This is a genomic window from Deinococcus metallilatus (genome assembly GCF_004758605.1).
Taxonomy (GTDB): Bacteria; Deinococcota; Deinococci; order Deinococcales; family Deinococcaceae; genus Deinococcus; species Deinococcus metallilatus.
Window position 1 is genome coordinate 747,255 of sequence record NZ_CP038510.1, and the last position, 24,192, is coordinate 771,446.

At 68.0% G+C, this 24,192-nt stretch carries 25 protein-coding genes; 8 read left to right on the forward strand and 17 right to left on the reverse strand.

What is annotated here, in order from left to right:
- Nucleotides 1-25: 25 nt before the first annotated feature.
- From E5F05_RS03325 to E5F05_RS03360, 8 genes are all read right to left on the reverse strand, one after another.
- On the reverse strand, nt 26-1,270 hold the full coding sequence (locus tag E5F05_RS03325; RefSeq protein WP_138223622.1) for an acyl-CoA dehydrogenase family protein: 1,245 nt from the start codon (nt 1,268-1,270) through the stop codon (nt 26-28).
- Nucleotides 1,267-1,614: a hypothetical protein gene (locus tag E5F05_RS03330; protein ID WP_138223623.1), complete on the reverse strand. Its 348-nt coding sequence runs from the start codon at nt 1,612-1,614 to the stop codon at nt 1,267-1,269. The genes E5F05_RS03325 and E5F05_RS03330 overlap by 4 nt, the downstream gene beginning before the upstream one ends.
- Nucleotides 1,611-2,054 (reverse strand): PaaI family thioesterase, encoded by a 444-nt coding sequence (locus E5F05_RS03335; protein WP_129117495.1) that lies wholly within the window; start codon nt 2,052-2,054, stop codon nt 1,611-1,613. The genes E5F05_RS03330 and E5F05_RS03335 overlap by 4 nt, the downstream gene beginning before the upstream one ends.
- Entirely contained in the window at nt 2,051-2,509 is a 459-nt protein-coding gene (locus tag E5F05_RS03340) for a MaoC family dehydratase (protein ID WP_138223624.1), read from the reverse strand. The genes E5F05_RS03335 and E5F05_RS03340 overlap by 4 nt, the downstream gene beginning before the upstream one ends.
- Nucleotides 2,510-2,728: 219 nt before the next feature.
- A complete protein-coding gene (locus E5F05_RS03345; protein ID WP_138223625.1) occupies nt 2,729-3,505 on the reverse strand; it encodes an SDR family oxidoreductase in 777 nt (258 codons plus the stop codon).
- 90 nt (nt 3,506-3,595) lie between these two features.
- Entirely contained in the window at nt 3,596-4,450 is an 855-nt protein-coding gene (locus E5F05_RS03350; protein ID WP_138223626.1) for an alpha/beta fold hydrolase, read from the reverse strand.
- On the reverse strand, nt 4,450-6,246 hold the full coding sequence (locus E5F05_RS03355; protein ID WP_138223627.1) for an acyl-CoA dehydrogenase: 1,797 nt from the start codon (nt 6,244-6,246) through the stop codon (nt 4,450-4,452). The genes E5F05_RS03350 and E5F05_RS03355 overlap by 1 nt, the downstream gene beginning before the upstream one ends.
- A 35-nt stretch (nt 6,247-6,281) precedes the next feature.
- Entirely contained in the window at nt 6,282-6,917 is a 636-nt protein-coding gene (locus E5F05_RS03360) for a LysE family translocator (RefSeq protein ID WP_138223628.1), read from the reverse strand.
- 146 nt (nt 6,918-7,063) lie between these two features.
- Here E5F05_RS03360 and E5F05_RS03365 point away from each other — a divergent pair, with 146 nt between their 5' ends.
- Both E5F05_RS03365 and E5F05_RS03370 read left to right on the forward strand, forming a co-directional pair.
- Nucleotides 7,064-8,038 (forward strand): NADPH:quinone oxidoreductase family protein, encoded by a 975-nt coding sequence (locus E5F05_RS03365; RefSeq protein WP_138223629.1) that lies wholly within the window; start codon nt 7,064-7,066, stop codon nt 8,036-8,038.
- Nucleotides 8,035-8,499, forward strand: coding sequence for a MerR family transcriptional regulator (locus E5F05_RS03370; protein WP_138223630.1), 465 nt, complete (start codon nt 8,035-8,037; stop codon nt 8,497-8,499). The genes E5F05_RS03365 and E5F05_RS03370 overlap by 4 nt, the downstream gene beginning before the upstream one ends.
- A 46-nt stretch (nt 8,500-8,545) precedes the next feature.
- On the opposite strand, the gene E5F05_RS03375 is transcribed toward E5F05_RS03370, so the two are convergent.
- The 3 genes from E5F05_RS03375 to E5F05_RS03385 all read right to left on the reverse strand — a co-directional run bounded on the left by E5F05_RS03375 (nt 8,546) and on the right by E5F05_RS03385 (nt 12,994).
- Nucleotides 8,546-10,198 carry an acyl-CoA dehydrogenase family protein gene (locus tag E5F05_RS03375; RefSeq protein ID WP_138223631.1) on the reverse strand — a complete coding sequence of 551 codons (1,653 nt, stop codon included), beginning with the start codon at nt 10,196-10,198 and terminating at the stop codon, nt 8,546-8,548.
- A gap of 51 nt (nt 10,199-10,249) precedes the next feature.
- Nucleotides 10,250-11,353, reverse strand: coding sequence for a beta-glucosidase (locus E5F05_RS03380; protein ID WP_184117675.1), 1,104 nt, complete (start codon nt 11,351-11,353; stop codon nt 10,250-10,252).
- Between the two features lie 333 nt (nt 11,354-11,686).
- The gene (locus E5F05_RS03385) at nt 11,687-12,994 is read right to left on the reverse strand and encodes an RNA-guided endonuclease InsQ/TnpB family protein (RefSeq protein ID WP_138223632.1); all 1,308 of its coding nucleotides are present in this window, start codon (nt 12,992-12,994) and stop codon (nt 11,687-11,689) included.
- Nucleotides 12,995-13,112: 118 nt separating this feature from the next.
- Between E5F05_RS03385 and E5F05_RS03390 the strand changes: the two genes are divergently transcribed.
- Together E5F05_RS03390 and E5F05_RS03395 are read left to right on the forward strand one after the other, a co-directional pair.
- Nucleotides 13,113-14,267: a GGDEF domain-containing protein gene (locus E5F05_RS03390; RefSeq protein ID WP_138223633.1), complete on the forward strand. Its 1,155-nt coding sequence runs from the start codon at nt 13,113-13,115 to the stop codon at nt 14,265-14,267.
- A gap of 171 nt (nt 14,268-14,438) precedes the next feature.
- Nucleotides 14,439-14,876 carry a response regulator gene (locus tag E5F05_RS03395; RefSeq protein ID WP_138223634.1) on the forward strand — a complete coding sequence of 146 codons (438 nt, stop codon included), beginning with the start codon at nt 14,439-14,441 and terminating at the stop codon, nt 14,874-14,876.
- 101 nt (nt 14,877-14,977) lie between these two features.
- Here the strand turns inward: E5F05_RS03395 and E5F05_RS03400 are convergent, their stop codons facing one another.
- Nucleotides 14,978-16,540, reverse strand: coding sequence for a bifunctional metallophosphatase/5'-nucleotidase (locus tag E5F05_RS03400; protein ID WP_138223635.1), 1,563 nt, complete (start codon nt 16,538-16,540; stop codon nt 14,978-14,980).
- Between the two features lie 156 nt (nt 16,541-16,696).
- On the opposite strand from E5F05_RS03400, the gene E5F05_RS03405 reads away from it, so the two are divergent.
- Nucleotides 16,697-16,990 carry a hypothetical protein gene (locus E5F05_RS03405; RefSeq protein WP_138223636.1) on the forward strand — a complete coding sequence of 98 codons (294 nt, stop codon included), beginning with the start codon at nt 16,697-16,699 and terminating at the stop codon, nt 16,988-16,990.
- A gap of 16 nt (nt 16,991-17,006) precedes the next feature.
- Here E5F05_RS03405 and E5F05_RS03410 read toward each other — a convergent pair whose 3' ends face one another.
- Complete coding sequence (locus E5F05_RS03410; protein ID WP_138223637.1) at nt 17,007-17,828, reverse strand: DODA-type extradiol aromatic ring-opening family dioxygenase; 822 nt, start codon at nt 17,826-17,828, stop codon at nt 17,007-17,009.
- 95 nt (nt 17,829-17,923) lie between these two features.
- On the opposite strand from E5F05_RS03410, the gene E5F05_RS03415 reads away from it, so the two are divergent.
- Together E5F05_RS03415 and E5F05_RS03420 are read left to right on the forward strand one after the other, a co-directional pair.
- Nucleotides 17,924-18,949: a GGDEF domain-containing protein gene (locus E5F05_RS03415; RefSeq protein ID WP_138223638.1), complete on the forward strand. Its 1,026-nt coding sequence runs from the start codon at nt 17,924-17,926 to the stop codon at nt 18,947-18,949.
- 125 nt (nt 18,950-19,074) lie between these two features.
- Nucleotides 19,075-19,284, forward strand: a complete 210-nt coding sequence (locus E5F05_RS03420) for a hypothetical protein (RefSeq protein WP_138223639.1) — start codon at nt 19,075-19,077, stop codon at nt 19,282-19,284.
- Nucleotides 19,285-19,305: 21 nt separating this feature from the next.
- On the opposite strand, the gene E5F05_RS03425 is transcribed toward E5F05_RS03420, so the two are convergent.
- From E5F05_RS03425 to xth, 3 genes are all read right to left on the reverse strand, one after another.
- Nucleotides 19,306-19,503: a hypothetical protein gene (locus E5F05_RS03425; protein ID WP_138223640.1), complete on the reverse strand. Its 198-nt coding sequence runs from the start codon at nt 19,501-19,503 to the stop codon at nt 19,306-19,308.
- Between the two features lie 184 nt (nt 19,504-19,687).
- A complete protein-coding gene (locus E5F05_RS03430; protein WP_138223641.1) occupies nt 19,688-21,058 on the reverse strand; it encodes a cytochrome P450 in 1,371 nt (456 codons plus the stop codon).
- 91 nt (nt 21,059-21,149) lie between these two features.
- Nucleotides 21,150-21,917 (reverse strand): exodeoxyribonuclease III, encoded by a 768-nt coding sequence (gene xth / locus E5F05_RS03435; RefSeq protein ID WP_138223642.1) that lies wholly within the window; start codon nt 21,915-21,917, stop codon nt 21,150-21,152.
- A 107-nt stretch (nt 21,918-22,024) separates the two neighbouring features.
- Here xth and E5F05_RS03440 point away from each other — a divergent pair, with 107 nt between their 5' ends.
- Nucleotides 22,025-22,345: a hypothetical protein gene (locus tag E5F05_RS03440; RefSeq protein WP_138223643.1), complete on the forward strand. Its 321-nt coding sequence runs from the start codon at nt 22,025-22,027 to the stop codon at nt 22,343-22,345.
- Nucleotides 22,346-23,033: 688 nt separating this feature from the next.
- Here E5F05_RS03440 and E5F05_RS03445 read toward each other — a convergent pair.
- Nucleotides 23,034-23,924, reverse strand: a complete 891-nt coding sequence (locus E5F05_RS03445) for an alkaline phosphatase family protein (protein WP_171029479.1) — start codon at nt 23,922-23,924, stop codon at nt 23,034-23,036.
- Between the last annotated feature and the right edge of the window lie 268 nt (nt 23,925-24,192).

Genomic DNA, 24,192 nt, shown 5'->3' on the forward strand with positions numbered 1-24,192 from the left:
AACCGATTATAACCCCGTTATAACTTCACTCCCGCCTGGACCGCACGTCCACCCCCTGCCGCCGCAGCTCCTCCTTCGCCACCGTCTCGATGTGGACGATGTCGGGGCCGTCCGCGAGGCGCAGGGTGCGGGCCTGGGCATACATGTTGGCGAGGGGCGTGTCCTGGCTGACGCCCGCGCCGCCGAAGACCTGAATGGCGCGGTCGATCACGCGCAGGGCGACGTTCGGCGCGACCACCTTGATGGCGGCGATCTGCCCACGCGCGGCCTTGTTGCCCACCGTGTCCATCATGTGCGCGGCCTGGAGGGTCAGCAGCCGGGCCTGGTCGATCTCCATGCGGCTCTGGGCGATCAGTTCGCGGATGTGTTGATGCCCGGCCAGGGGCCTCCCGAAGGCGACACGCTGGCCGCTGCGTTCCACCATCAGTTCCAGCGCGCGCTCGGCTTGGCCGATCAGGCGCATGCAGTGGTGGATGCGGCCCGGTCCCAGGCGACCCTGCGCGATCTCGAAGCCCCGGCCCTCACCCAGCAGCATGTTGGAGGCGGGCACCCGGACATTCTCGAAAGTCATCTCGGCGTGGCCGTGTGGGGCGTCGTCGTAGCCGAAGACCATCATCATGCGCTCGATCTTGGCGCCGGGCGTGTCCATCGGGATCAGGATCATGGACTGCTGGAGGTGGCGCGGCGCCCCCGGATCGGTCTTGCCCATGAAAATGCTGATCTTGCACCTGGGGTCGCCCGCCCCGCTCGTCCACCACTTGCGACCGTTGATCACGTATTCGTCGCCGTCGCGGACGATGCTGGACTCGATATTCGTGGCGTCGCTGCTCGCCACCTCCGGCTCGGTCATCGAGAAGGCGGAGCGAATCTCGCCGTTCAGCAGGGGGATGAGCCACTGCTCCTGCTGTTCGGGCGTGCCGTAGCGGGCCAGCACTTCCATATTGCCGGTGTCGGGCGCGTTGCAGTTGAAGACTTCCGGTGCCCACCACACCCGGCCCATCACCTCGCACAGCGGCGCGTATTCCAGGTTGGTGAGGCCCGGCCCGAACTTGCCTGCGGGGTCGCTGCCCGGCGGCAGGAAGAGGTTCCAGAGGCCCTCCTCGCGCGCTTTGGGCTTGAGTTCCTCGATCAGGTCCACGTGTTCCCAGCGGTTCCCCTCATTCACCTGGCGGGCGAACTCGGCCTCGTTGGGGTAGATGTACTCGTCCATGAAGTTGCTGAGGCGCGCGTGCAGGTCCTGGGTGCGCGGCGAAACGTCGAACAGGGTCATAGGGGTTCCTCCTCCGGACTCATGGGGCGAAAGCTGGCTGCGCCGCCCTCGATGCCGATCAACACGTCGCGGTAAATCCCGCCACCTTCCCGCCGGACCGTGAACCCCAGCGCCATGATCCGGTCCAGCACCGCCTCCGCGCGGGCCAGCAGGTCCGGGTCGGGGTCCGTTGCCACTTCCGCGGCCAACCGGGCATCCTCGTCAAAGAGGGCGCGGTAGGGAGTGAAGGCTTCGGTGGGCTGGAAGTCGCAGTGAATGGCGAACGTCTCGGCGCTCCGCAGGGGCATCCGCCCCAGCAGCACGCCGTCCCGTTCGAGCAGGTAGACGGTGGGCGAGTCGGTCATGCCCCTCCCGCCGGGGGTACGTCCGCCGTCACGATGGTGCCCAGGGCCGTGGCAACCAACTTTTCCTCACCGTTCTGCACGGCGTAGATGTCGCAGCGGGTCACGGCCTGCCGCTTCCCGGCACTGATGATGCTCCCCCGCGCGACCAGCGCCTCGCCCACACCGGGCCGCACGAAGTTGATCTTGAACTCGCTGGTCAGCACGCTCGGCCCCAGCGCCGCCGCGCCCATGAAGGTGAGGGCGATGTCCGCGAGTGCGGCCTGCACACCGCCGTGCGCGAAGCCGTGGTGCTGCGTGATGTCGCGCCGGAAGGGCACGCGCACCACCACGCCCGCAGGCGACATGGCCTCGACCCGCGCCCCGACGAGCACGCTGAAGGGCTGCGAATCCAGCACACTCTGGGCGAAGGCGATGGCCTCGGCACCGTTCAGGGCCGTCATAAGTACACCCGCATCAGCGTCTCGGCGGTCGCGGCGGGCTTCGGGGCGCCCTCCAGCTCGATGGTGTTCGCGACGGTGAGCTGCGCGTAGCCGGAGCCGTCCTCGACGTTCAGCAGCACGGCGCGGTTGCGAAGACGGCTCCCGACCGGCACGGGAGTAATGAAGCGCACGCGGTTCAGGCCGTAATTGACCACCATCCGCGTCCCTTCCAGTTGCGGAAAGCTGCCCTGTGTCCTGAACCGCCCCGCCAGCAGCGAGAGCGTCAGAAAGCCGTGGGCGATGGGACCGCCGAAGGGTGTCTGCGCGGCCCGCTCGGGATCCACGTGAATGAACTGGTGGTCGCCGGTCGCGTCCGCGAACTGGTTCACCATCTCCTGCGTGACGGTTATCCAGTCGGACAGCGAGATTTCCTGGCCCACGCGAACGCGGAGGTCTTCAAGGGAGGTCTGGGTCATGGTGCTCCTTTCGGGAGGGGTTAGGCATGAGGCGTTAGGAAGAGGCCGAGAAGGGTTTGAAGGACTGTTTTTCTTGGACGCCAGGCCCGTTCACCCCCTCTCCTGCGGAGCTGTACCAGTCCCAGCCTCCCCCCTCAAAGGGGAGGAGCAAAAGGAAAACTCAACGGACCGGTCTGGTCATCCACTCCCCCCTAACACCTCATCCCTAACGCCTAACCCCTAAATCGCCGTCACCCCGCCGTCCACCGCGATGTTCTGCCCGGTCATGTATGCCGAGGCGTCACTGGCGAGCAGCAGCGCGAGGCCCTTGAGGTCCTCGGGGCCACCCAGACGGCCCAGCGGCGTGTGGCTCACGATGATCTCCTCACCGTAGGCGAGGGTGCCCTTGGTCATCTTGGTGGGAAAGTAGCCGGGGCAGATGCTGTTCACGGTGATGCCGTACTTCGCCCACTCGGCGGCGAGCGCGCGGGTGAAGTTCACGTCCGCACCCTTGGAGGTGTTGTAGGCGAGGGTGCCCATCATGCGGGGGCTGTTGCCCTTGAGGCCCGCGACGGAGGCGACGTTGATGACGCGGCCCGACCGGGCGGGAATCATGCAGCGCCTCCCGACCGCCTGCGTCAGCAGGAACATGGCGTTCACGTTGAGGTTGATCACCTTGAGCCAGGCATCGAAGGGATGCTCCTCGGCAGGTGCGCCCCAGGTGGCTCCGGCGTTGTTGACCAGGATGTGAATCGGGCCGACCTCATTGTGGATGCGCTCGACCAGCGGCTCAATCGTGTCGAATTGCGAGAGGTCGTTCTGGTAGACGTGGGCGGTGATGCCCATTCCCGAGAGATGGGCCCTCGCCTCGTCCAGCTCGTTCTGCTTGCGGGCCGTCAGCACGACGGTCGCGCCGTACTCGCCCAGCCCTTCCGCGATTTGCAGGCCGAGGCCGCGCGAGCCTCCGGTGATGAGGGCGATCTTGCCGGTCAGGTCGAACAGGTCCTTGAGTGCCATAGAGGTGCCTCCCGGTGGGTTGTGGATGTCCGCTCCACCATAAAGAAAATGTACGTGCGCGTCAATTTTGAACGTGAGCGGATATTTTGCTCAGGCGTGCGCCTCCAGAAACCCGCGCAGGTCGCGCAGGAACTCCGCTGGGCGTTCGAGGTGCGGCATGTGCCCGGTGCCGGGATAGACCCGCAGCTCCGCGTCCGGAACCCCCGCCACCAGTCGTTCGGCGTTCGGCAGGGGAATCAGGTCGTCCTGCTCGCCATGCAGCACCAGGGTCGGCACGGTGATACGGGCGAGGTCGGCGGCCACGTCATGCACCCGGATCGCCCGGAACTGCCGCTTGAAGCTCTCGGCGCTCATGGGATGGCGGGCAGCCTGTGCGGCAGCCTCGTCCAGCGCCTCCGGGTGCGCTTCCGTGAAGCCCTGGTGGGTCATCAGCGTGAGGGCCTGCCGCGCCCGTTCCTGCGCTTCCATGTCGGCGGGCAGGAAAAGGGCGGCCCGCCCGCGTTCCGTCGCCGGGGTGGAGGCGGCACCGCCCGGTGTGGTGGACACCAGCACCAGGCCGCGCACCAGCTCCGGGTGCCGCAACGCAAGATGTTGCGCGACCATCCCACCCATGCTCAGCCCCACGACGAAAGCGGGCGCGGCGTTCACCGCCCGGAGAAAGTCGGCGGCATCGTCCGCAAGGTCCGCGAGCAGGTAGGGGTCGGTGAACGCCTCCGAATCCCCGGTATCGCGGTGGTCGGGGGCGAAGACGCGATATTCGTCACCCACTGCCTCCACCACGCTCTGCCACCCCAGCCGCGAGCCACCCAGCCAGGCCAGGAAGAGGACGTTGGCGCGGGGAGAGGGCGGGGAAACTTCGGTATAGGCGAGCGTCCGGCCCCCGACGTTGATCCGCCCGAAACCTTCTGCTGCTGACGGCTGACCGCTGAAAGCTGACCGCTCCATCAAAACCACGCATCCTGCATCTCAAACGTCGTCCGGTCCGCGCTCGCCAGCAGCTCCGCGTGCGCCTTCACCTTCGGCAGTTCGTGGGTGGCGAAGAAGCGGGCCGCCTGCAACTTGCCCCGGTAGAAGTCGGCGTCGTCGCCGCGCGCTTCCGGCAGGGCGCGGGCCGCCGCGATGGCCTGCCGGAGCCACATCCAGCCGATGACGGTATGCCCCAGCATCTCCAGCGCACTGTTCGCGTTGGCGAGGAAGAGGTCGGGTCCGAGGTCGGGCGCTTTGGTCAGGATACTTTGCAGGGCCGCGCTGCTCTGGGCGACAGCTTGCTCAAGGGCCGAGCGAATCTCGTCCAGCCCTTCCAGCCCCCCCGACGCCTTCAGGTCGGCCTGAATCCGGGAGAGCAGCACCTTCAGGCCGCGCCCGCCCGCCTGCGTGACCTTGCGGCCCAGCAGGTCGTTGCCCTGGATGCCCTCGGTGCCCTCGTGGATGGGGTTGAGGCGGTTGTCGCGGTAGTACATCTCCACCGGCGCGTCGCGGGTGTATCCGGCCCCACCCATCACCTGAATCGCGTCGCTGAGGGCTTCCTGACTGTACTTGCTGGGCCAGCTCTTCACGATGGGCGTGAGGAGGTCGAGCAGCAGCGCGTTGTCCTCGCGGCCTTCTTCCGGGCCGGTTTCGATCTCGTCTTCCAGGTGCGCGGCGTAGAGGCCCAGCGCGAGGCCCCCTTCCACGATGCTCTTCTGCCGCAGCAGCAGGCGCCGCACGTCCGCGTGTTCGATGATGCGGACGGGTTCACTGGCCGCGTCCTTGTTGCTCGCGTGCCGCCCCTGCCGCCGCTCACGGGCGTATTCCAGGCTGGCGAGGTAGCCCGCGTAGCCCAGCATCACCGCGCCCATGCCGACGCCGATGCGCGCCCCGTTCATCATATGGAACATGTACTGGAGGCCGCGGCCCGGCTCCCCGATCAGTTCGCCAATCGTCTCGCCGCCCTCCCCGAAGTTCAGCAGCGTGTTGGTGGTGCCCCGGTAGCCCATCTTGTGGTTCAGTCCCGCCAGCACGACGTTGTTCGACTCCCCGAGGCTGCCGTCCTCGTTCACCCGGTAGCGCGGCACGATGAAGAGCGAGATGCCACGGATGCCCGCCGGGGCGCCCTTAATTCGCGCCAGGACGAGGTGAACGATGTTTTCCGACAGTTCGTGTTCACCTGCCGAAATCCACATCTTGGTGCCGGTGATCGAGTAGGTGCCGTCCTCCCTAGGCGTGGCCGTGGTCGTGATGTCCGCCAGCCCGGACCCCGCGTGCGGCTCGGAGAGCGCCATCGTGCCGAACCAGCGGCCTTCCAACAGGGGCAGCATGTATTTCTGCTGCTGCTCCGGCGAGGCGAAGGCGCGTTGCAGGTTCGCGTTCCCGATGGTCAGGAAGGGATAACTGCTGGTCCCGATGTTCGCGGCCTTGAAGTGCGCCTGCGCCGCCTGCGTGACCACGTGGGGCAGTTGCAGCCCACCCAGTTCCTCGTCGTGGTGGGCGCTGAAAAAACCCGCCTCGCGGAAGGCCTTCATCGCCTCGGCGGCGGCGGGCACGAGCTTCACCTTGCCGTCTACCACGTGCGGCTCGTTCAGGTCGGCCTCGCGGGCATGGTTGGCGAAATACTTGTCGGCCACGTTGTAGGCGAGGTTCAGCACGTCGTCGTAGACCTCGCGCGAATGCTCCGCGAAGCGGGGACGCTGGGGCAGGGAGGCGGTATCCAGCACCTCGTAGAGCTGGAATTGCAGGTCACGGCGGGAGAGGAAGGGGGCCATACAGGGAGTCTCCTTGCAGAGAGAAGGGTGGGGAATCAGTCGCGCGATTGCAGGGCCAGCCGCAGGCCGAGGGCGACATACACGCCCGCAACCACCTTGCCCTGCCAGCGCAGGACGGCGGGACGCGAGCGCAGCCAGCCGGACAGCCCGCCTGCCGCTAAGGCCAGGCCCGCCGAGTACACCAGGCTGAGCAGCACGAAGACGCCGCCCAGAATCAGCATCTGGGGCAACACCGCGCCCTGCTCGGGGCGGACGAACTGCGGCAGGAACGACAGGAAGAAGAGGGCGGTCTTGGGATTCAGAATTTCGGTTAGGGCGGCCTTGCTCACGTTGCGGCCGGGGCTGCGGCTGGCTTTCGGTGTGGCATAAGGCAGCGCGAGCGGCGTGCGGTCCCGCCACGCCTGCACGGCGAGAAACAGCAGGTACAGCACCCCCAGCCACTTGACCGCCGCAAACAGCGCGGCCGAGGAGGCCAGCAGCGCCGTCAGGCCGAGGGCCGCCGCGCTCGCGTGAACGGCGTCTCCGAGGGCCAGGCCGACCGCCGTCGCTACCCCCGCTGCCCGTCCCTGGCTGAGGCTCTGGGTGAGAATCAGCATCACGGCGGGGCCGGGAATGACGAACAGGGTCAGAACGGCCAGGATGAACGGGAGCAACTCGTGGGCGTGAACCATTCTTCCTCCGGGGGTGGGCGGGGCCAAACAGGTGGGACTATCCGTGAGCCTATCCAGAGTGTCCGCGCACGTCAACTTTGAACGTGGGCGTTAAGATGGGGCCACAGTCCACCTTTCCTCTCCCCTGCCCCACTGGAGGTTTTCCCATGCGCGCCCTGATCTGCACCGCTTTCGACCAGCCCGAAACCCTCACCGTCCAGACCGTCCCCGACCCCACGCCCGGCCCCGGCGAGGTCGTGCTGGACGTGCAGGCGGCGGGTGTGAACTACCCCGACGCGCTGATGGTGCTGGGGCAGTATCAGGTCAAGCCGCCCCTGCCTTTCACCCCCGGCGCGGAGGCCGCCGGAGTCATCTCGGCGGTGGGCGAGGGCGTGACCCACCTGTGGCCCGGACAGCGGGCGGTGGCCTTTACCGGGACGGGCGCGTTCGCGGAAAAGCTGCTCGCGCCCGCCTCCGTCGTGATGCCGCTGCCGGACGATCTGGAGTTCGATGTGGCGGCGGGCCTGCCGCTGGCCTACGGCACCTCGATGCATGCCCTGGTAGACCGGGCGCAGCTCAAGGAAGGCGAGACGCTGTTGGTCCTGGGCGCGGCGGGCGGCGTGGGCCTGGCGGCGGTGATGATCGGCAAGGCGCTGGGCGCGCGGGTGATCGCGGCGGCGAGTAGCGAGGAGAAGCTGAAGCTGTGCCGCGAGCACGGCGCGGACGAGACGCTGAACTATGCCACCGAGAACCTGCGCGAACGCCTCAAGGCCCTGACGGGGGGGAAGGGACCGGACGTGATCTTCGATCCGGTGGGCGGCGACCTCGCGGAACCGGCTTTCCGCTCGATTGGCTGGGAGGGGCGGTATCTGGTGGTGGGCTTTGCGGGCGGCGAGATTCCCCGGCTGCCGCTGAACCTGCCGCTGCTCAAGGGGGCCTCGCTGGTCGGCGTGTTCTGGGGGGAGTTCGCCCGGCGTGACCCGCGCGCCAATGCCCACAACATGGCGCGGCTGGCGGCGTGGGTGGCGGACGGCACGATCAAACCACTGGTCAGCGAACGCTACCCGCTGGAGCGTACTCCGGAGGCCCTGCGCGCCCTGCTGGACCGCCGCGTGACCGGAAAGGTGGTGGTAACGCCTTGACCTCCCCGCCCGTCACCTTCTACACGACCGCCGAACTCGCGCGGGAAGCGGGCGTGACGCGGCGCACGGTGATGCACTACGCCGAACTGGGTCTGCTGACCCCGGATCAGGTCACGGCGTCGGGGCGCGCCCTGTACGGTCCTTACGCGCTGCGGCTGCTGCGGGACGTGATGGACCTGCGCGCCCTGGGCGTACCGCTGGACGAGGTGCGCGACATGGTCACGCTGCGCCGCGCCACCCACACGCTCGACGGCACCTACCGCCGCGACTGGACCCGGGCCGATATTTCCCTCTCGGACGAGCGGCTGCGGACCATCCACGCCCGGCTGCGCCTGCTGCAAAATGCCTACGCCCGGCAGGCCGAGGGCCTCGCCCGCTTCGACCGCTGGCTGAGCAAGAGGTTTACCGGGGGCGACGTGGAACCGCTGGAGGTGGAGGCGCTGGGGGACGGGGAGGAGTAGGCGTCATAGCTCAGCGGTGAAGGACACCCCTCCCCACAAAGACCGGTCAGTCCGCCCCCGGGACCTCCCGCATCAGATCGTCCAGAAGAAGCTGCCGGGCTGTCCAGTTCTCCTCCCCGAAGGCGGGGGGCGTGAGCAACTCCTGGTAGACACGGGCCGCTGCCGCCGAGGTGGGATCACCGCGGCCTTCCTCGCGGGCGGCGTCCTCTGTGAGCAGGGCGAAGGCGAGACTGGTGGCGAGGCGGTGCAGGAGTTGCCGGGCGTACCGTTGCCCCTGCTCGGGGCTGGCAGTCGTCACCGCGAGGGCCTGCCGGTCCCCGGCCAGGCGGGCGGTCAGGGACATGCGCAGGTCATCCAGGGATTCGTGCAGGGCCGCCAGAATGGCCTGCACGCGCGCCTCGTAGACCTCGAAGCCGCCGTAGCGGGGGGCGAGCAGGCGCAGCAGTTCCAGGGCCTGCACGTTCGCGGGGCCTTCCCAGACGGTGAGGACCTGGGCGTCGCGCAGCAGGCGGGCGGCGGGGTAGTCGCTGGTATAGCCGTTCCCGCCGATCAGTTCCAGCGTGCCCCGCGCCGCGCTGACTGCCTCCTCGGCGGTGAGGTACTTGGCCAGCGCGGTGCTGAGGCGCAGCCAGGTCCTCCGTGCCGGGTCGTGCAGGGCCTCGTCGAGCGCCAGGGCCGCCTCGAAGGCGAGCAGGGTGCCCGCCCGCCAGCGCACCTGCTGCTCGACCAGCGTGGCCTGCACCATCGGGTACCGCACGATGGCGTGCCCGAAGGCGCGTCGCCGCGTCGCCCAAGCCAGCGCCTCGCTGAGCGCCCGGCGCTGTGCCCCCGCCGCCCCCACCGCGTTGTGGACGCGGCTGTAGGTGAGGGCCTCCATCATCAGCCGGAAGCCTTCCGGGGGAGGCGCGACCTCGACGGCGTGCGCGCCGAGCAGGTCGATTTCGCCGGTGGGGAGGCCCCGGGTCCCCAGCTTGTCCTTCAGGCGGCGCACCCGGTAATGGTTGACCCGACCGTCTTCCAGATGGCTGGGCACCAGATACAGGCCCAGGCCCGCCGAGCCGGGGGGCGCGCCGGTCGGCCGGGCCGTAGCGAGGGCGAGGCCGCTGTTCGCATTGCTGGTGAACCACTTCAGGCCGTGCAGCGTGTAATGCTCGCCCTGGGGCCGGGCCTCGGTGGTGGTCGCGCCCACGTCACTGCCGCCGTGCAGCTCGGTGGCCCAGGTGCCCCCCGTCTTCGCGTGCCCGTCCATGCGGGCCACGTCGGGGAGGTACCGCTCGCGCAGGGCCGCGGGCGCGTGGTGGCCCAGCACGTAGGCGACCGCCCCGGTCAGCGTGACCGGGCAGTGCAGGCTGATGTCCGCCTGCGAGAGCAGGTAGCCCAGGGCGAAACTCAGCAGGTGCGGCGCGCCCTCGCGGTAGGGCCGCCCGACGATCCCGCGCCGGTACACCTCGCGGTGCTGGGCCTCGTAGGGGGCGTTTAGCACGATGCGGTTCACGACCTGCCCCTCCCGGTCGTAGGTTTCCAGGCGGGGCGGCGCGTCCCGGTCGGTGGCGTTCGCCTGCGCGTCCACCTCGGTCAGGACCCAGGTGTGGAAGTCATCCAGTTCGTCGCGGTAACGCCCAAAGCCCGGCACCCGCGCTTCCAGACGCGGCGCGAGGAAACGGTCATAGGGGCTGGCGATCTGGCTGGAGGTGGTCAAACGGGACTCCTTTGCGGGTGAGGCCACACCAGAGCGGCACGGGGATACCCCTCAGAGTATGGAGGAAACGGGGATGGGCGCGGTCGCCCCAGGGAGAGGCTGGCCCGGTTCCAGGCGTTCCAGCAGCGCGCGGGCCGCCTGCACCTCCTCCAGCAGTGGCCGGTAGACCTCGCGGTGGCCGCGCACGTCCGGGTAATCCCACAGACCGTTGTGGCAGTGGCGGTCGTCATCCCAGCCGGGATGGTTGACCACGGGGTAGAGGCAGACGCCGTGAACGGGCACGCTTGCCGCCTGGGCCGCCAGCGTCTCGCGGGCCACCATCCGGAACCAGGCGGGGCGCTCCTCGTCCTCGGTGCCGGTTTCGGCCAGCAGCAGCGGGCGGCCGTACCGGGCGTGGACGGCGGCCAGCAGGTCGCGCAGCGGGCGGTAGGCGGGGTGGCCGTACGGCACGAGCTCGCGGCTCTCGGGTTGGTCGTGGTGCCACCACTGGTTGTAGGGGTAGAAGTTCAGGCCGATCACGTCCAGGTACCGCTCGGCCCCGCCCAGTTCCGGCCGTAGGCGGCCCGCCAGCATGTCCAGCGCCTCGAACTGCGCCTCGTGCTCGCGCCGGGCGGCCTCGGCCTCAGTGGGCTGCCCGGGATGGGCCATGATGTTCAGCAGCGGCTCGGCGTGGAGAAAACGGGCCTGCGGGCAGACCTCGCGCACCGCGTCCATCGCCCGGATCACCGCACGGACCAGTTGCGCCTTGAGAACTCCCCCCTGCCCCCGCACGAAGGGGTTGAGGTACCCGACCTCGCCCCCACCCCAGGACAGGAAGGAGATCTCGTTCACCGGGCAGAGCCACAGCGGTCCCTCCGTCTCGGGCGCGAGGGCGAGCGCCGCCGCGCGGGCAAAGCGGGCGAACACATCCGGGAAGTCCGGGGCGAACAGGTCCACGTGATCGGGCGTGCCGTAGTGCAGCAGGTCCCACACCACCTGGACGCCCGCCGCCCGCGCGGCCCGCACCTGCCGCTCCAGCGAGCCGAACTCGTACACGCCCGGCCGCTCCTCGATGCGGTGCCAGCGCAGCCCGTCGCGTGCCGTCTGCATCCCTGCCGCCGCCAGGCGGGCATAGTCCTGCGTGGCGAAGCGGTCGTGGCCCGTCGCATCGATCACGTCCACCCGCCTCCCGGAAGGCCGACGGTGGGAGGAACACTCGAAGCCGCCCTGGAAGAACGACCGAAAGAGCGGCGATACCGCCCCTTGCCCTGCCCGCCCCTCGCCCGGCCACGCCGCCACACTTCCCCTCCCGCTCGTCATCGCTGCACGATAGCCAGGCCCGGACAGGCGGGGAGTGCGATCTTCCCCCCCGGGTTAGAGGATTTCTTCACGCTTCCCGGCATATGGTCGGAAAGGTTGAACCTCGTCTAGTCAGCTCTGTTATGGAATATTTACGCTTCTCCAGCCTGATCTTTTGTTACTCTCATCAAATCCATCAATGACCCACGACTAAAGTCGCGGGTTTGCGTCTGGACTCCACCGCAATTCCGTATACCTCGAAAGGCGTGCAGCTTTGGCTTCGTTGTCCGACACATCAGGGCGCATTGATAAGGCACCCGTACTCATCCAGTCTTGCCGGACAAGCATCGTTCTCAAACCGATATTCACACTCGCCACCCGATCCGCGTGACCCTGATCACCACAGACCTCACAAACAAACTCCAGTCCCGCGTTCGGCCTGTTCGCCTTGGAACAGTGTCCACATCGGGGGCAGCACTGACTGGTGTAGTTGGCATCTACCCGCACGGCCAGAGCGACATGCAGCGGGGCCTTGTACGCCAGCATCGTTTGGAGTTCCGCAAAAGACCACTGAGAGCGGTGGCGCTTGGCCCGCTTGGCCTTTTTGCTGGCCTTCGGGCTGCGTCGCCCCTCGGTGCGTTCGCGGATGTTGGTGAGGTCTTCCAGGCCAAAGATCGAGCCTGGGAAGCGGGTCAGGAGCATCTGACTCAGAACGTGGTTGCGATCAGCGACGAACCGTCTTTCCCGACTGCTCAGGGCGACGAGTCGCCGCGTGGCAGATCGGGTGCCTTTGCGCTGGAGGGATTTCCGTGTACGAGTGAACTGGTCTTTTCGCTGGCGAGTGGCCGCCCCCTTCTCAAACAGGCTACGCCCGTCCTGGTCGGTGGCGACGAAGTGATATCTCTGACCCACGTCCACACCAACAACGTTCTTGTGATCGGTTGGCCGAGGGTCGGGAAGCTCAAGGTTCAGGGCGACGATGAGGTAATACTGTTTCTTCGACTTCTGGTAGTAGAGCTTGGCAGCCCCCATCTCGCACCCCGCCGCGATTGCGTCAAGGTGCTTCTGGTAGCCGTCGAACTCCAGCACCGTGCGGCCCCGAAGCGTGGAAATGCTGACCCGGCCATCCTTCTTCCACGAGTAGTCGCGGCCATACTGGTACTCCAGCGTGCGGGAGACGAACTTGGGCGCAGAATCCAGCCCCTTGTAGCGGCGTTTGGTGAAGCCTTTTTCGCGGGCGCTGAGGTTCTGCTTCAGCTTCGTCCACTGCGCTTTGTAGGTGGCCGCGACTTGTCTCTCAACGGTGCAGGCAAGCTGCGCCCCCAGCCCAAAGCGTTCCCGCAGCGTCTCGTAAGCCGCTTTGTGAATCTTCGGGGCCGAGGACGTTTTGTCCAGCTTGAATGCCTCTTTGGAGGCGAAGTTCAGAGCGTCACGGTAGGCCAGGCTCACCGCGTCCAGCATCGCCTTTTGTTCCGGCGTGTGGCGCAGCTTCAGCTTGGCGCTGATCGTGACTCTCATAGGAAGATTTTATGCTGGTGAAAAAACCAGATCGAGCAGCATCGGCGTTGAGGCAGCCCTGCGGGCTGCGCCCCGCTCCTCCCATGACTGAAGTCACGGGTGTCCGCGGGGCAAATCCATGAACCGCCCTGACCGTCGTCAGTCCCGTCCCCGCCTGCCGGAGACGGTACCGGACGCGCTGTCACGAGTGGAGGGCCTGCGGCGGCAGGTGTACTTCTGGGCGCTGGGGCTGGGGAGCGTCATCCTGGTGGCGACGTGGGTCTTGCAGACCCGGCGTCCGACCCCCGATCCCTACGTGCTGTACGGGCATCCGGTGCTGCTGTTGCAGTGCCTCTGGGCGGTGGTCTGGCTGCTACAGCGCCGGTCCCTGCTGGTCGCGGAGCGGGTGGTCTTCATCGTCAACTCGGTCGCGGTGCTGGCCCAGCTCTTTTTGTCGCTCCTGACCCGCGATAATCAGGTGCTCGGCCTGGCGAGCGGCGCGTACTGGATGCTGGTCGCCGTCTCGATCCTGAGTTACCTGATGTTCAGCACGCGGCAGGCGCTGTGGCTCTCGGCGGCCTTCTATGGGCTGGGCGTGGTGCTGCCCTGGGCGGCGCTGGTCAGCCGGGGCGAGGGGCTGGGCGCCCAGCCGGAACTGGCGCGCGTGCAGCTCACCTGCGGGGCCATCCTGGTGCTGCTCTACAGCCTGGCGTGGTACCGCGAACGCTTCCTGGTGGAGCGCGGCCAGCGCCTGACGCTGGAGCAACTCGCCAACACCGATCCCCTCACGCAACTCCCCAACCGCCGCGCCCTCTACCCGGTCATCGAGCGGCTGCTGGAGGAGGGCGGGCGGGGCACAGTGGGCTGCCTGATCCTGTTCGACCTCGACCACTTCAAGCGCATCAACGACACGCACGGCCACAACGCGGGCGACGAGGTGCTGATCCGGGGGGGGGGCCTGATCCGCGCCGCGCTGCGGGACACCGACCACCTGGGCCGCTGGGGCGGCGAGGAATTCCTGATCACCCTGCCCGGCGTGAGCGCCTCCCAGGGACAGGACATCGCGGAGCGGCTGCGGACGCGGCTGGCGGCCCACACCTTTCCCGGAGTGGGCCAGGTGACCGCCAGTTTCGGTGTGGCGCCCTGCCTCCCCGGCGACGACCTGCCCCGCTGGACCGCCCGCGCCGACGCGGCGCTGTACCGCGCCAAGGACGAGGGGCGCAACCGTGTGGTCCTCCAGACCGACCGTTCCTCACCGGAGGAGCAGCAGGCGCCGTTGGTGGGCACGCACTGAGGCGGGGCGCGTCCCCGTGAGCGGTTCCCTCGCGCTCAGGCCGGAACCGCTCACGCCTGCGGGCACCACCTCGGGGTTTTCCAGCGTCTGCACGATATGGAAGAATTCCCGGCAGCAGCCTCGCGGTCGCCTACACCTTCACCCCGCCCGCCCCCAGGAGACTCCCCAGCCATGAAAGCCATCCAGATCCTGCTCGTCGAGGACAATCCCGCCGACATCATGCTCACCGAGGAAGCCTTCGCCGAGGCGCATTTCCCCCACCACCTCCACATCGCCAAGGACGGCGTCGAGGCCCTGGAGTTCCTGCGGCATGAAGCCCGTCACGCGGGCAGCCCCACCCCCGACGTGATCCTGCTCGACCTGAACATGCCCCGCATGAGCGGCCTGGAACTGCTGGACGTGCTCAAGGCCGACGTCGCCCTGCGGAATATCCCGGTCGTGGTGCTGACCACCTCGCGGGCCGAGAGTGACATCTGGCGCAGCTACAACCTGCACGCCAACGCCTACATCCCCAAGCCCGTCACCATCAGCGAGTTCGTGGAGGTCATCAAATCCTTCGAGAACTTCTGGTTCTCCACGGCGGCCCTGCCTCCCAAGCAGCGGCCCTGAGCGGGGAGGCGGCTTCTGGGCGGTGAATGGCCCCCGCGCAACAACACTGACATGGGGTGGCAGGACATACCCGCCACCCCAAATTTATTCACCTCCCCGGGTTACTTCGGCTCGTTGACGATCACGATGCGGCCCTCGGGCTGAGCATCGACGGTGGGATGGGCCCTGAAGTAGTTGACCAGGATGTCGATGTCGAGGGTGCCGGTGTCGAGGCGGCGGCCCTTGGTGTTCTTGAACACGTCGAAGCCGTCTCCGCCCGTCGCCGTGAAGGTGTTCATGGCGACTGTGTAGGTCTTGCTGTCGTCGAGGGGCTGGCCGTTCAGCGTGACGGCGGTGACGCGGCTCCCGGCGGGTTTGGAGAGGTCGAAGGTGTAGCTCATGCCCTTGCTGACATGCAGGAACTGGCCCTTGCCCTCGCTCCAGGTGGCGACGCCGTGCTCCAGCGCCTGCTTGATCTCCGCGCCGGTCAGGTCGAGGACCGTCAGGGTATTCCCGAAGGGCTGCACCGTGATCGCTTCCTCGAAGGTGATGGGACCGGGGTTGATGCTGGCGCGCACGCCGCCGCCGTTCACAAAGGCGATGACCGCCCCGGCCTTCTGCCCGGCTTCCAGCGCCGCGTCGGCCAGCACGTTCGCCATCGTGCTCTCGCGCTTGCGGACGATCTCGCGGTTGCCGTTGAGGCCCTGGGTGGTGTTGCCGATCACCTGGGCCCGCAGGCTGGCAATCGGCACGCTGAGCGTCTCGATCATGCGCTTGGCGGTGGGATCCTCGGGCAGATCGGCGGACACCACGATGGGATTGCCCTCATAGCTCTCGACAGCCCCGGCGTCGTTGAAGGTGACCCGGATACGGCCCAGCACCTTGCCCCACTCCCAGGCGGCGACCAGCAGCGTCTTGTTGCCGTCGGGGTTCTGCACGACGGTGGGGTAGGGACCTTCGGAGGGCGGGAAGTCCTTGTTGTCGAAGGTGCCCAGCAGGGTGTGGCTGTGGCCGCCCACGATCACGTCGATGCCGGGCACGGTCTTCGCGACTTCCTGTTCCAGCGGGTATCCCAGGTGCGAGAGCAGGATGATCTTGTTGATGCCCTGGGCCTGGAGGGCCTGCACGCTGCCGCGCAGGCTCTGCATCAGTTCCAGCATCTTCACGTTGTCGCCGGGGGAGCTGATCAGGGGCAGGTCGGGGGTGACCGCGCCGATTACGCCCACCTTCTGCCCCGCCACGTTCAGGACCGCGTACGGCTTGATCAGGTCCTTCAGGCGGGCTTCCTGGCTCACGTCGAGGTTGGCGGCCAGCAGCGGGAACTGGGCCTTCTGTGCGAAGCGGGCCAGCGCCTCGGGGCCGTTGTCGAACTCGTGGTTGCCGACCGCCATCGCCTGATAGCCCTGGAGGTTCATGAACAGCACGTCGGCCAGGCCCTGGTAGACGTTGTAGAACAGCGTGCCCTGGAAGGTATCGCCACCCGAGAGCACCAGCGGATTGGGGTCCTGCGCCGCGTACTTGCGGACCAGCGCCGTCTGGCGGGCGTAGCCGCCGTAGGTGCCCTGGCCGACCTTGACCGGGTCGAGGTGCCCGTGCAGGTCGTCACTGTGGAGGATGGTCACGGTCAGGGGCGCAGCACTGGCGACAGAACCCAGCAGCGCCGCAGAAAGGAGCCAAAATTTCATACGGGCCTCATCATACGCGGTCTGCCTGCCGTTGGTCACGGGGGTATCTGGAAGAGCCCGCCCTTCCCTTCGGTGGGACCACCCTAAAGATCAGGGGAGGAGCCGCACATACCCGGCGGCCCCGCGCAGGAAATGATGCGGGGGAAAGGAGCAGCCATGCCTTATCGCCTGACCATCGAGGAGCAGAGCAATGCGGCGGTGGAGCACTTCCAGCGCGACTTTCCCGATCTGCTGGACGCCAAGCGGTACGCCCACAACCAGGTGCGCGGCGACATCTACTGGACGGTCCGGGGGGATCATCTGGACGGCCTCGCCCCCAGCTACGCCCTGCGGATCGAGGCCGTGGGTGAGGACGCGGGCAAGCCCCTGGACCTGACGGACGACGAACCGCCGCCCGCCGACAACAAGTCGCTCTTCACGCCCGAGGGGCCGGTGGAGGAAGGCTCCTGAGCCGGAGGCTTGCCGCTCACGCCTCGGGACAGGTAGAAAAGCCCGCGCACAGAAGGCCGAAGTACGTGGGCGCTTCGTAAGAGAGAAGCTGCACCCGGCGTGCCGGAGAGGGGATGGCTCCTGCCAACACCAGCGTCTGCCACAGACCGTCGGGCTTGGCGTCCTCGACGAGCCGCGGGTCAAGCGAGGCCAGGCTCTCCAGGTCGCCGCGCCGGATACAGTCCGCCACCTGTGCGTCGAGATGGGCGGCGGCAGGGTGATACCCGTAGGGGCCGTCCTTGTCGTGGGTATGCGACCAGTCGCAACTGGCGATCAAGCCGACTCGCTGTCCGGAGGCGGCCACCGCCCTGGCCAGGGCCTGTCCGAAGCGCAGGTGCGGCGTGAAGTCCGGGCCGCGCGGCGGATTGATCACGACGACGGGCACGTCGGGCATGAAGTGCAGCGGGATCAGTGCGCCCCAGTCGAGGGGCAGGCACGACAGAGGCCCCTCGCTGGTCCCGAAGTTCAGCACGGCGACGGGCAGACCGTCCGCCAGCGCCTCTGCGGCAATGGCCCGCGCGAGGGGCCGGTCCACGCGGCGCTCCAGCGTGACGGCCGCGCCGTGGTCCTCCACCGTGCCGCGCAGACGCTCGCTGTCCGCCACCGTGAACTGACCCTCGGCGCGGGTGCCGTGCGGGGTGAGCACCACGAGCGCGCCAGGAGCAGCGGCGCGCATCCGCTCCCCCAGCGTATGCAAGCTGCCCCGGGTGAGGGCCATCCGGGCCGGGTCGGGCCCCGCCAGCGCCTCCAGAAGTTCCGAGCCGTGTGGGGCGATACACGCGAAAGCGAAAGGGTTCATGATGTGCCGCCCAGCATTCCACAAGGGACGGGGCAGGTCCCGGGGTTCCCTTGCCTCACCGGTGACCGGATGATGCGGGACAGGAAAGGGCCTTCATGCTCCAGCAAGCGAGCAGGCGCGCAAACAGGTATGGTAAAAGCATCATCCGTCAAGCCTTCCCGGTCCCGCTGACCCCCCGGGCGCAACTTCAGCGTCACGGTTGGCGGGCCGTCTGGCTGCTCTTCCTGATCAGCCTGCTGCTGCACCTGCTCGCGCGGGACTTCGCGGCCCTGGTGCCGCACGCCCTGTATGCCCTGGTCGTCCTGTTCAGCATGAGCCTGGACCGCCTGCGGCCCGGCTGGGGCGTGGGGCTCTTCTTCGCGGCCCTCCCTCCGGTCGCGCTCTGGCTGGCCCAGCGGCACGGCACAGGCTGGACCCTCTCGCCGGACCTGGCGGGCTACAGCGCCGCCCTGATTCTGCCCGCCGTGGCACTCGCGGTGCGGTTCGACTTCCCGGGCGTGGTGGTCTTTCTGGGATATGCCCTGCTGCTGGGTGCCCTGAACCTCCCCTTCGAGCGTCCCCAGCTCGCGGGCGTTATCTGGAATGCCCTGCTGACCCTGGTGCTGGGCTGGTACTTCGCCTGGCTCCTGCGGTACGCCGACCAGGTCGTGCTCGAACTGCACCGCTCGGCGTTCATGGACACGCTCACCGGGCTGCCCAACCGCCGGGCCTTCGACCTGGCGCTCGATCAGGGCTGGAGCCAGGAACGGGCGGTGCTGGCCGTGGTGCTGCTGGACCTGGACCGGCTGAAGATGATCAACGACACGCGCGGCCACGTCGCGGGGGACCGCCTGCTCAGACAGTTCGGTCAGGCCCTTCAGGCGGAGCTGGGGCCACAGGAGGTCGCCTTCCGGCTGGGCGGGGACGAATACGCCGTCCTGGGGACCGCCGAGCGCGTGCAGGCCATCTCCACCGGAATCAGGGGGGCGATCACGGCGGTGCAGACGATAGGCTTCCCGGAAGCCAGCGTCAGCGTCGGCACGGCCCTGGCCGCCGAGGCGGAGAGCATCGGCGCGCTGTTCCGCCTGGCCGACGAACGGCTGTATGCCGAGAAGCGCGGCAAACCCGAGCGGCCCGGCTGAAAGCCCGCCGCCCAGTCAGGAAACATCCGGCCACCGGAAAAGTCCTAAGCTTTTCCCCCACAGAAGCGGCAGGATTCTTGCCAACGCTGGTGCTCCGGCGCGTTCAATACCGGGTGAGGTGCCGCATGAGTGAGAGGAAGGACCAAGAGCAGACCCCGGCGGAGGAACCGGGCACCCCGACGCAGCATGGCCAGTGGACCCCCGAGGTTTCCCAGGCCGCCGACCGCGAGATGCGCGAGCTGGCGCAGGAACCGCCCGGAACCCAGCCCGCGACCGAGGGCGTGGACAAGTCCCACCTGAGCCTGCCGAAAGAACAGCGCCCCATCGACCACTGAGGCGGAGGCCCCACCCGGTCCTCAAGCCGCGAGGATGCGTTCGATGATGTCCTGATCGGCTACGGTCTGATAGTAGCCTTGGAGATAGATGGCGTTGAGCGCCTGTATCCCGAACAACTGGCGCAACTGGACGACCTTCAGCCGCGCCGTCCGTTCACCGATGACCACGTGGAGCGTATCGAGCGTGCCCGGGACCCAGGAGCACTTCACTTCGGACATAGGACTCCCTGAAAAGACAAGTGGCCTTCCCCTTCCCGCGCAGGCCACGACCTTCATGCGGTGAGCACCGTCGCAGCATGAACTTTTTCACAACTGAAGGGGTTGGGGCCATTGTGGGCGTGCTGGCCCAGGTGTCCCGGGGAGTCGTCTAGGGCGGTTGGAGCTTTCCGTCAGGGCTCTGGCCTCAGCGGCGCGGGTGGAAGGTCATGGGGAGGCCGCCCCGGGGCCGCAGGGTGACGGCCTGCTCGGGGATCACCGCCTGTCCGGGCTGGAGGCGGAATTCGGCCTGCCGGGCGGTCAGGGCGAGCAGCAACGGGCCTTCCATCAGCGCGAAGTTGTTGCCGATGCACAGGCGCGGCCCCGCCCCAAAGGGCAGGTAGGCCAGGCGGTGACGCTTCGCGGCGCGTCCGGGGGCCCAGCGGTCCGGGTCGAAGTCGCCTGGGTTCTCCCAGAAGTCGGGATGGCGGTGGATGTTGGCGATGCTGATCAGCAGGCTGGAACCGGCGGGAATGGCGTAGCCGCCGAGGACGGTGTCCTGAAGCACCAGGCGCGGCGACACGACCGGGGCGGGGGGATACAGCCGCAACGTCTCCTGAAAGACCTGCCCGGCGTACGGGAGCCGCGCCAGGTCCTCCAGGCCGGGTTCACGGTCCCCGAGCACCGTGTCCACTTCGGCCTGAAGGCGCGCGAGAACCCGGGGATGCCGCGCGAGCAGGAACCAGGCCCACGAGAGCGCGTTCGCGGTGGTTTCGTGCCCCGCGCCGAAGATGGTGATGACCTCGTCGTGGAGTTGCCGATCGGTCATGCGCTCGCCCGTATCGGCGTCCTGGGCCTCCATGAGCATGTCGAGCAGGTCGCCGCGCCCCCGCCCGGCCGCGCGCCGCTCACGGATGATGCGGGCGACCACGCCGTCGAGCATCCCCTTGGCTGCGCGGAATCGCCGTTGCGCGGGGAGGGGCCAGTTCATGGGGAGCCGCACCGCACTCTGGGACCGGGCGTTGACGAAGCGGGTGCCCTCCTCGATGGCGGGGCCGATGCGGGCCGCTTCCAGTCCGAGGTCCGCGCCGAACATCGTGCGGTTGATGATGTCGAGGGTCACGCGCATCATCTCGTCGGCCACGTCCACGGTGTCGCCCGGGCGGTAGCGCACGCGCCAGCGTTCCAGCATCCGGCTCCCGGCCCGGGCCATCTCGTCCGCCATTCCGGCGATCCGCTGGCGGTGAAAGACCGGCTGCATCATCCGGCGCTGACTCAGCCAGGAGGAATGGTCGTCGTTGGTCACCAGGCCCTGCCCCAGCAGCAGGCCGAGGCCATTGCCCGCGGGAATCTTGGGGTGCTGGGCGGCGTGATTGACCAGCACCTGCTGCGCGAGGTCGGGATGCGAGAGCAGGTGAACGGTGCGCGGCCCGAGCCGGTAACGGACGATGTCGCCGTAGCGGCCAAAGTCGCGGCGCAGGGCACCGTAGAGGTCCCGCTTGAGATCGGACGCATTGCCGACCAGGGGCGCACCCCGGGGCCCGGGGGCAGTGGGAGCGGGAACGCGGGGAGTGGTCATCGGGAAGCCTCCGTGGAGTGCCGGAAGGGTCGAAAACGCCAGGAGAGCCGGACAGGCCTGATTCTGGTCTTTCGGACGGCCTCCTGCCAGGTCAGCTCCCGAACTCGGCCACGACCGGCGCGTGGTCGGAGGGACGCTCGTGGGCGCGGGGTGCCCGGTCCACCCAGCAGGCGCGGCATTTGGCCGCCAGCGCCGGGGAAACCAGCAGATGGTCGATCCGCAGGCCCCAGTTCCGCCGGAAGGCCAGCGCCCCGTAGTTCCACCAACTGTAGACCTGCCCGGGCTGCTCGAACAGCCGGAAGGCGTCCCGCAGGCCGAGGTCGAGCAGGGTCCGGAACGCGGCGCGCTCGGGCGCACTCACGAGGACCTGGCCCGCCCAACGGCGCGGGTCGTGAACATCGCGGTCCTCGGGGGCGACGTTGAAATCTCCCATCACCACCAGCCGCTCGTGCGCCGCGAGTTCGGCCTCCAGCCAGGCCCGGGCGGCGTCCAGCCACGCCAGCTTGTAGCGGTATTTCTCGGAGCCGACCGCCTGCCCGTTGGGAACGTACAGGCAGATCACGCGCACGCCGCCCAGGGTGGCCGCCACCACCCGCCGCTGCTCGTCTTCCAGGCCCGGAATGCCCACCCGCACCGCCTCCAGCGGCCCCCGTGCCAGGATCGCCACCCCGTTGTACGTCTTCTGCCCGGCGTAGGCAGCGGTATAGCCCAGCTCGGCCAGGGCCTGCACCGGAAACCGCTCGTCCACCATCTTGGTTTCCTGAAGGGCGAGCACGTCCGGCCGGTGCGCCTCCAGCCAGGCCAGCACCTGCGGCAGACGGACCCCCAGCGAATTGACATTCCAGGTGGCGAGCTTCACGGCCACCTGGAGCGAGGCGGCGTGGCTTGCGCGACAAGGGCGATCATGTCCCCAGCATCGCACGGGGCGGATTGGCTGAGGCCGGGACCGCCGGTATAGGATGGGCCATGACGAACACTGCGGATGAGATCAGCCGTCTGGTCACGCGGGCTCTGCCGCTTCAGGTCACGCCGCCCCAGGCCGGGCAGCAGCACCCCGTGTGGCACGTGCCGGACGACGATCCCACGCGCGTGCAGGCCGCCGAGGCGCTGGCCCTCGCCGCCCAGCAGCGCCCGGACGCAATCCGGCAGGCCATCGCGGCCTACCAGCAGCAACACGCGCACGACTACCCGCAGCAACCACTGCAACTGACCTGGGAGGAAGGCCCACCCGACCCGGCGGCGCTGGCGCTGGCCGAACTGGTGCTGGAGGCACAACCCCGAAGCTGAGCGACCTCCCGCGCGTACTGGAGCCAGCGAAGCACAGGCCTGAAGTGAATGCGCCGCTGGCGGCCTGAAGCTCCCGTCCGTGTGACGCTTTCATGCCCGACGCTGCCCCAGGCTGAAGCTCTCCTGTCTTTTGTCCTTAGGACTGACGCGAAACTCTGGATTGGAATATCGGGGAGTTGAGGAAACGTGGGGCTGGGATGCCAAGCCTGTTTACCCCCTCCCAGCCTCCCCCGCAAGGGGGGAGGAGCAACAAACCCGAGCCGCCTTGACCCCAGCCAAAGCTGAAGCCCCCTGTCTTTTGTCTTTTCAAAATTCTGGAGGCGACGGCCAGGTTCCACCTTTCAAATGGACAGGCAGAGCAGAGGAGCTTTCGGGCCGCAGGCCCGCAGCCGCCCAGTGGAGATCAACACGTTCCAGGCAGGAACCGCTACCGCCCAACACAAAGCCGCCGCTCAACGAGTCTCCCTTTGCCGAGCGCAGCGGAAAGCTCCCCCTGCCCCCGGCGGGGGGTGGGGGGAACGCCTTCCAACTCAACTGCCCTATTAGGGCAGCACCCCAGCCGCTCAGAGGTCATGACCCGCAGGGAAGCCCTTCTCAGGCCAAGCGTCCCCGCCAGCTCACCGCCGCCTTGGGCCAGTCCGCCAGAGGGCACCCGGTCAGCGGCAGAACCTCCCGCGCCGACCCAAGCTCAGCGCACGAACAGATCGGTCATGGGCTTGGCCTGCGCCGCTTCGCGCAGGGGCGGCAGGCCCCAGGCGTCCTCAAAGGTCCGCAGCAGGGCGTAGTGGTTGTACGGCGCGTTCGACTTCGCCGCCCGCGGCCCTTCGCGGGTCACCACGATGGTCGCGATCCGCCCGCCACCGGTCGCCTCGTCGTTGCCCCCCTTCCCTTCCACATTCCCCTCGTCGAAGGTGATGACCACTGCGGCGTTGCCCTGCCAGGCGGCCGAAGACATGATCTTGTCGGTCCAGGTCCGCACAAATGCGTCTCCGTCCCGGTCCAGAGTGGCCTTTACGGGGCACTCGGGGGCGCCGTGCATGTCGTGGCACACGTCCGGCACGATCAGCGCGAAGTCCGGGGCCTTGCCCGCACGCAGGTCGTCGCTGAGCCGGTCGAGCGGCACCACGTTGGCGCTCCGCTGGGGATTACTGGCAATGTCGGCCGCGAGCATGAAGGGGTTGTGCTTCTTGGCGTACAGCCCGGCGTAAGGCCCGTCCCAGCCCAGCTCCGGCAGTCCCTGGAAGTAGCCCCGCCAGCTTCTGCCCGCGCGCTCCAGTTGCAGCGCCAGATGGTCCCCGGCAAAACGCTGGCCCGGATCGTCGCTGTGGCTGCCAAACGTGCTCCCCATCAGCATGGCGACGTAGTTGGGCAGGCTGGGGTGGGTCACGCCCGTGAAGTTGGTGGCCAGCCCGTACTGACTCGCCAGGCCATTCAGGGTCGGCAGGTTGGAATTGCCAATCACCGTGCTGTAACTGTGATTTTCCAGCACGATAACGAACAGGTGCGAAAACGGGCGCAGCGTGGGCACGCCCTCAGATAAGACCGTACCGCCCGCCGTGAGGCTCAGGGGCAGCAGCATGAGGAGCATTTTACGGAGCAGAGTGATCATCACACCGACTTCTCCTCTCCACGCTACCTCCCCCGCAGACCAGCACGGGGCCCGGCAGCGCCAGGAACCATCTCCACCCCGCACGGAACGCCGCCGGGGGCGCGCCTCCCAGCCGAGCGGGAAGGGAGATTCAGGGCGAACATTGTCATCAGACAAGCCAGTATAAAGGCATTGGCAACCCTGCCGGGAGCCGAGAAAAACGTCATGGTCAGCATTCACTGGACATCCTGCGGTTCAT